The 6,875-nt window shown below is 69.1% G+C and carries 6 protein-coding genes and 1 tRNA gene; 6 read left to right on the top strand and 1 reads right to left on the bottom strand.

The features are described 5' to 3' along the window. The 6 genes from HMPREF3114_RS20975 to selD form a co-directional block, all read left to right on the top strand. A partial coding sequence (locus tag HMPREF3114_RS20975) for a hypothetical protein (RefSeq protein WP_218086318.1) occupies positions 1-299 on the top strand: 299 nt, incomplete at its 5' end. Further along, complete coding sequence (gene fdhE / locus HMPREF3114_RS08560) at positions 280-1,263, top strand: formate dehydrogenase accessory protein FdhE (RefSeq protein ID WP_070489570.1); 984 nt, start codon at positions 280-282, stop codon at positions 1,261-1,263. The genes HMPREF3114_RS20975 and fdhE, both read left to right, overlap by 20 nt. A 3-nt stretch (positions 1,264-1,266) precedes the next feature. Further along, entirely contained in the window at positions 1,267-2,691 is a 1,425-nt protein-coding gene (gene selA / locus HMPREF3114_RS08555) for an L-seryl-tRNA(Sec) selenium transferase (protein WP_070489568.1), read from the top strand. Continuing rightward, positions 2,688-4,619, top strand: coding sequence for a selenocysteine-specific translation elongation factor (selB, locus tag HMPREF3114_RS08550; protein ID WP_070489572.1), 1,932 nt, complete (start codon positions 2,688-2,690; stop codon positions 4,617-4,619). The genes selA and selB overlap by 4 nt, the downstream gene beginning before the upstream one ends. A gap of 24 nt (positions 4,620-4,643) precedes the next feature. Further along, positions 4,644-4,739: transfer RNA gene (locus HMPREF3114_RS08545), tRNA-Sec, on the top strand. A gap of 26 nt (positions 4,740-4,765) precedes the next feature. Beyond that, the gene (selD, locus tag HMPREF3114_RS08540; RefSeq protein WP_070489566.1) at positions 4,766-5,845 is read left to right on the top strand and encodes a selenide, water dikinase SelD; all 1,080 of its coding nucleotides are present in this window, start codon (positions 4,766-4,768) and stop codon (positions 5,843-5,845) included. Positions 5,846-5,902: 57 nt separating this feature from the next. Here the strand turns inward: selD and HMPREF3114_RS08535 are convergent, their stop codons facing one another. After that, positions 5,903-6,763 (bottom strand): YicC/YloC family endoribonuclease, encoded by an 861-nt coding sequence (locus HMPREF3114_RS08535; protein WP_070489564.1) that lies wholly within the window; start codon positions 6,761-6,763, stop codon positions 5,903-5,905. Between the last annotated feature and the right edge of the window lie 112 nt (positions 6,764-6,875).

Below are 6,875 nucleotides of genomic sequence, written 5' to 3'. Positions count from 1 at the left end.
CCCGAGGCATGCCTCGGGCCCATGCGGCTCACGCTCCCGCAACCGGCCCCACCCCGCCTTCGACAGTTGGCCGCGATCTGTCGGTGGGTGCCGACCGTTGGTCGGCACTGATCGAATCCCGACCAACGCTCGGGATCCACTTTCAACCAACCGATGGGGTCAGATCCGTTTTCCTGTGGAAAACGGATCTGACCCCAACCTTTCAAATGGCCGGCAACACGCTGGACGCCAGCGCCGACAACAGCGAGGATGGAGCCTGGTTCTTCTGGCTGGCCCTGCATGGCGCAACGCATCCTTGAACCCGGTGAGATCGAGACGCTCGCCTCGCGCGATGTGCCGCGCATCATCCTGCCTGATACCGGGTCACTGTTCGCTACGCGCGCGGCACGCCTGCGCAGCCTGGCCGGGCACAGTGCCATCGGTGGCTACCTGCAGCTGCTGGCGGCGCTGGCCGATGCGCAGCAGGCGCTGCTGGATGAGTTGACGCCGCAGCAACGCGAGGGGCTTCAGGCACAGGCGCGCGCGCAACAGTCGAGCGCGGCGGCTAGCGCCGGCATGCCGTTGCGGCCGGCCAACACACTGCAACTGGATGGGCGCTGGCGCGACTGGCTGCGCACGCTGTGCCGGCACTGTGCCGACGAAACCGGGCTGCCTGTGGAAACCCGGCAGGAACTACAGCGCGTCGCCGCCGCTGATGATGCGTGGCTGGATGCACAGGCGCATGCGGTGCTGGAACGCGATGACGCGCCGTCGGTCGACGCCGTCGCTGCGCTGCTGGTGATGAACGCGCTGCAGGTGTACTGGGCGGTGCTCGCCGCCAGCTTCCATCCGACCGACCTGAAGCCGCTGGCCGATGCGCCAGGGTTGTGCCCGCTCTGTGGCACGCTGCCGGTGGCCAGCGTGGTGCAGGCGCGCCCGCCCTACGCCGCCTATCGCTACCTGTCGTGCTCACTGTGTGCCTGCCAGTGGCATTACGTGCGCGTGCAGTGCAGCCAGTGCGGCGCCGCCGGCAAGGACATTGCCTATCGCGCCCTGGCCGAGGTGGACGGTGACAGCGGCGAGGCGGTGCGCGGGAGTGCGGTGCGCGCCGAGACCTGCGACCACTGCCACAGCTATCGCAAGATCCTGTACCTGGAGAAAGATCCGTCACTGGAGCCGGTGGCCGATGACCTCGGCACGCTGGCGCTGGACCTGCTGCTGGCCGAGGAAGGCTATGCGCGCGCCAGCCAGAACCCGCTGCTGTGGCAATCCGACGGCAACTGACCTATGCCACGCACGCACGCCACGCCGGCATCGGCCGCCGCCCTGCCTTCGCTGGACCGGCTGCTGCGCCTGCCTGCGTTGTCGGCCATGATCGAACGCCACGGCCGCAGCCGCATCACCCAACTGCTGCGCGCACACCTGCAGGAACTACGCGACCGTATCAGCGCCGCGCAGCTCTCGGCCGAACGCCTCGAACAGGCCATCAACGGCCCGTCGCTGGTCGCGGCGCTCGGCGCCGCACTGGCGGCCGACGCACGCCTGGAGCTGCAGCCGATGTTCAACCTGACCGGCACCGTGCTGCACACCAACCTGGGCCGCGCGCTGTTGCCCGATGCCGCCGTGCAGGCGGTCACCCGCGCAATGACAGCGCCGGTCGATCTGGAATTCGACATCATCCGCGGCCGCCGCGGCGACCGCGATGCACGGGTGCAGGCGCTGGTCTGCGAACTGACCGGCGCCGAAGCCGCCACCGTGGTCAACAACAATGCGGCGGCGGTCCTGCTGCTGCTCAACAGCCTGGCCAACCGCCGCGAGGTGGTGGTGTCGCGCGGCGAACTGGTGGAGATCGGCGGTGCCTTCCGCATTCCCGATGTGATGCGCAGCGCCGGCGCGCGGCTGCTGGAAGTCGGTACCACCAACCGCACCCACCCGGCCGACTTCGCCAATGCCGTCGGCGCACGTACCGCGTTGCTGATGGAAGTGCATGCCAGCAACTACGCGATCACCGGCTTCACTGCCAAGGTCGACACTGCGGCGATGGCTGCGATCGCGCACGAGCACGGCCTGCCGCTGGTGGTGGACCTGGGCAGTGGCAGCCTGTGCGATCTGGCGGCCTTCGGCCTGCCGCACGAGCCCACCGTGCAGGAAGCACTGGCGGCCGGCGCCGATCTGGTTTCGTTCAGTGGCGACAAGCTGCTGGGCGGCCCCCAGGCCGGGATCATCGCCGGCCGCGCCGACCTGATCGCGCGGATCAACCGCAATCCGCTCAAGCGGGCGCTGCGCATGGACAAGATGGGCCTGGCCGCACTGGAAGCCGTGCTGGCCCTGTACCGCGAACCGGAACGGCTGGCACTGCGGCTGCCGACCCTGCGCAGCCTTTCGCGCCTGCGGGATGACATCGACGAGCAGGCACACCGCCTGCTGCAGCCGATGCGCGAGTCGCTGGCCGCCGACTACGCGCTTGAACGGGCCTCGATGTACAGCCAGATCGGCAGCGGCGCGCAGCCACAGGCGCAGCTGGCAAGCGCCGGACTGCGCGTTACCAGCGCGCGCCGCGGCGGGCTGGATCGCTTGGCCAAGCGCTTGCGCCAGCTGCCGCGGCCGGTGCTTGGCCGCATTGCCGATGACGCGCTGTGGCTGGACCTGCGCTGCCTGGAACCCACCGACGAAGCCGCCTTCCTCGCGCAATGGAGCACGCTGCAGGCATGATCGTCGGCACCGCCGGGCATATCGACCATGGCAAGACCAGCTTGGTGCGCGCACTGACCGGCATCGAAACCGATCGCCTGCAGGAAGAACGCATGCGCGGTATCTCCATCGAGCTGGGCTATGCCTATGTCCCGGTGGAAAGCACAGGCGGCGGGAGTGCGGAGGCGACGCTGGGCTTCGTCGATGTGCCGGGCCATGAACGCTTCGTGCATACGATGGTGGCCGGCGCCACCGGCATCGATGTCGCCCTGCTGGTGATCGCCGCCGACGACGGTGTGATGCCGCAGACCCGCGAGCACCTGGCGATCCTGCAACTGCTGGGCGTGGACCGCGGCGCGGTAGCCTTGACCAAGATCGACCGTGTGGATGCGGCGCGCCTGGCCCGGGTCGAGATCGAGATCGCCGCGCTGCTGGCCGGAACGCCGCTGCAGGATTCCCCCGTATTCGCCTGCAACAGCACCGCACCAGACGATTCTGGCGTCAACGCGCTGCGTACCCAGCTGCACGCGTGGGCGTCGGACAACGCCAACACGCGCCAGGCCGAACTGCGCAGCGAGCTGTTCCGCATGCCGGTGGACCGCGTGTTCTCGCTGGCCGGCCACGGCACGCTGGTGACCGGCGCAGTGCACGGCGGCATCGCTGCCGTGGGTGAGCATCTGCAGCTGATGCCGGCCGCCACTGACGTGCGCGTACGCAGCATCCACGCGCAGAACCAGGCCAGCGAACACGCCATGGCCGGGCAGCGCTGCGCGTTGAACCTGGCTGCCATCGCCCGCGACGACATCCACCGTGGCGACTGGATCGCCGACTCGCGCGCCCTGCTGGCGACCCGTCGCGTCGACGTACGCCTGCGGCTTTCCGCACTGGCAACACCGTTGCGCGACTGGGCGCCGCTGCACATCCACTGGGGCACGATGCACCGGCAGGCCCATGTGGTGCTGCTGGAGGACGTCGATCACGGCGACGGACAGTTGGTGCAACTGGTGTTCGATGCACCGGTCTGCGCGATGTGCGGTGATCGCTTCATCGCCCGTGATTCAGCGGCCATCCGCACGCTGGGTGGTGGCATCGTGCTCGATCCGGACCCGCCACAGCGGCGCCGGCGCAGCCAGGCACGGCTCGCCTGGCTGGGCGCACTGGAGCAGCTGGCCACAGGTGCGGGAATCGGCCCGCTGTTGCAGCAGGCTTCCTTCGGCATAGCCATGGCCGCCCTGCAACGCTACTGCCGGCGCGCGGCCGACCGGATCGATCTTCCTGCGGGCACGCGGCGCATCGTCACCCGCGAAGACACGGTGGTCATCTTTGCTTCGCACTGGCAGGCGCTTCGCGAACAGGTGATCACGTCGCTGCGCAGCTGGCACGAGCGACGTCCGGACGAGCCCGGTGTTGATGGCGGGCGCCTGCAGCGCAGTACGCTGCCCGCGCTTGCAGCGAGCCTGTGGAATGCCCTGCTGCAGGGCATGCTGGACGACGGCAGCGTGCAGCGCGTGGGCGCCTGGTGGCGCCTGCCCGGCCATGACCATGCGCCACCGGAACGCGAACGACTTCTGCTCGAACGCGTGCTGCCGCAGCTGCACGCCGGTCGCTTCGATCCACCGTGGGTGCGCACGCTGGCCACCGACGTTGGTCTGGCCGAAGACGAGGTCCGCGCCGTCCTGCGCCGCGCTACCGCGCGTGGCGAACTGTTCCAGGTAGTGCCGGACCTGTTCTATGCACCGGCCCGCATTGCCGAGCTGGCCGCGATCGTCGCGCAGCTGTCGCAGGCCACCGGCACGGTGGATGCGGCCACCTTCCGCGATGCCATCGGCCTGGGCCGCAAGCGCAGCATCCAGATCTTGGAGTTCTTCAACCGCGTTGGCTACACTCGACGCGTCGGTGACCAGCATCGGCCGCGCGGCGACCTGCAGTGGAACGCAGCCCGCGACTGAGCCCACCGGTGCCGCCGTACTTTCGGAAGGCATGCGCATCCGGGCATGCGGCTGGGCTTCAAACCCAGTAGGGGGCGTCGATCGCTCCCTGGTAGGTTCGACTCCTGCTGCCTTCCGCCATTGGTGTTTCCGCAGGAGATGTCGGCATGGCCACGCACGCGCAGTCCCCCGCCCCTTCAACGGCCGATGCCCCGCAACGACTGACTTCGCTGGCACACGGCGGCGGCTGCGGCTGCAAGATCGCGCCGGGCGTGCTGTCCGAACTGCTGCGTGGCGTGCCAGCGCTTCCGGCACCGGCCGAACTGCTGGTCGGCCGCGAGACCAGCGACGACGCCGCGGTGTACCGCCTCGATGACCGCCAGGCAATCGTCGCCACCACCGATTTCTTCATGCCGATTGTCGACGACCCGTTCGACTTCGGCCGCATCGCCGCCACCAACGCGCTGTCGGACCTGTACGCGATGGGGGCACGACCATTGTTCGCGCTGGCCATCGTCGGCATGCCGATCAACACGCTGCCGCAGGAGACCATCCGCGGCATCCTGCAGGGCGGCGAGCGTGCCTGCGCCGATGCCGGCATCGTGGTCGCTGGAGGCCACAGCATCGATTCGGTGGAACCCATCTATGGCCTGGCCGCGATCGGCGTGCTCGACCCGCAGCGGCTCAGGCGCAATGCCGATGCCCGCGCCGGCGATGTACTGGTGCTGGGCAAGCCGTTGGGCGTGGGCGTGTATTCGTCGGCGCTGAAGAAAGAGGTGCTGGACGCCGACGGCTACCAGCAGATGATCGCGTCGACCACCCGCCTGAACACCGTGGGCGTGCCCCTGGCTGCGCTGGACGGTGTGCACGCGATGACCGATGTCACCGGTTTCGGCCTGCTCGGCCACCTGCTGGAAGTGTGTCGCGCCAGTGGTGTCGCTGCGGAGGTGGACAGCGCACAGGTGCCGCTGCTGCCTCAGGCCCTGGAGCTGCTGCAGCGCGGCTGCTTGACCGGCGCGTCCAACCGCAACTGGGCCTCGTATGGTGAGGAGGTGCGTTTCGCCGATGGGTTGCCGGCACACTGGCAGCCGCTGCTGACCGACCCACAGACCAGCGGTGGGCTGCTGGTGTCCTGCGCCCCGGAAGCGGTGGACGCGGTGCTGGCCTGCTTCCACGACGCAGGGTTCGGCCAGGCAGCCGTGGTGGGGCGATTGGGCGCGGGCCTGCCGGGTGTCAGCGTCCGCTGAGACGCTGTAATGAGAAGGGCGCCCGAAGGCGCCCCTGATGTAACGCTGGATGCAGCATCACTCGATGTTCTGCACCTGTTCGCGGATCTGGTCGATCAGCACCTTCAGCTCCACCGCGGCATTGGACGTGCGGCTGTCCACCGACTTCGAGCCCAGCGTGTTGGCTTCGCGGTTGAACTCCTGCAGCAGGAAGTCCAGGCGGCGGCCGACCGGCTCACGCTGCTTGAGCACGCGGCGGATCTCGACGATGTGGCTGCCAAGACGGTCCAGCTCTTCATCCACGTCCAGCTTCTGCAGCCACAGCACCAGTTCCTGCTCGGCGCGGCCGGGATCGACCGGGTGCGGCAGGTCGGCCAGGCGTGCGGCCAGCTTGGCACGCTGGCCGTCGCGAATGGCCGGAATCAGCGTGCGGACTTCGGTGGCGATGCGTTCGATGCCGTCCACGCGCTCGCTGATGGCCGCCGACAACTTGCCGCCTTCGCGCTCACGGGCCTCGACGAAGCCGTCCAGCACCTGGTCCAGCAGGGCCAGTGCCTCGACCTGCAGGGCCGCGGCATCGGTGGCCTCGCCACGGGTCACGCCCGGCAGCTGCAGCAGGTCGGTGAAGCTGACCTGCAGGTTGGGGAAATCGGAGGTCAGGCGGTGGGCCAGGCGGCCCAGCTGGCCCAGCAGGGCCTCGTCCACCTGCAGGTTGGCCGCCGCTTCCGGCGCGCGCAGGCGCACCACCAGATCCAGCTTGCCACGGCTCAGGCGTGCGGCGATGCGCTCGCGCAGCTGCGGTTCGAGCGCCCGCAGTTCCTCGGGCAGGCGGGTGCCGACCTCCAGGAAGCGGTGGTTGACCGAGCGCAGCTCGCAGCCCAGCGTGCCCCACGGGGTGACCCGCTCGCCGCCGGCATAGGCGGTCATGCTTCGAATCATGGATTGTGTCCGGTGCGTGCAAAGGGGGAATGGTACCCTAGCGCCCTCACCAGAGCCCCCTTGCCCGCCCCGTGAAGGCCGCGGGCGTGGCGGCGTACTCCCTCGCCATTAC

Source organism: Stenotrophomonas sp. HMSC10F07 (genome assembly GCF_001807895.1).
In the GTDB taxonomy this organism is placed as follows: Bacteria; Pseudomonadota; Gammaproteobacteria; order Xanthomonadales; family Xanthomonadaceae; genus Stenotrophomonas; species Stenotrophomonas sepilia.
The sequence above is the reverse complement of the archived record's forward strand: the minus strand, read 5'-3'. Positions and strand labels throughout refer to the sequence as shown.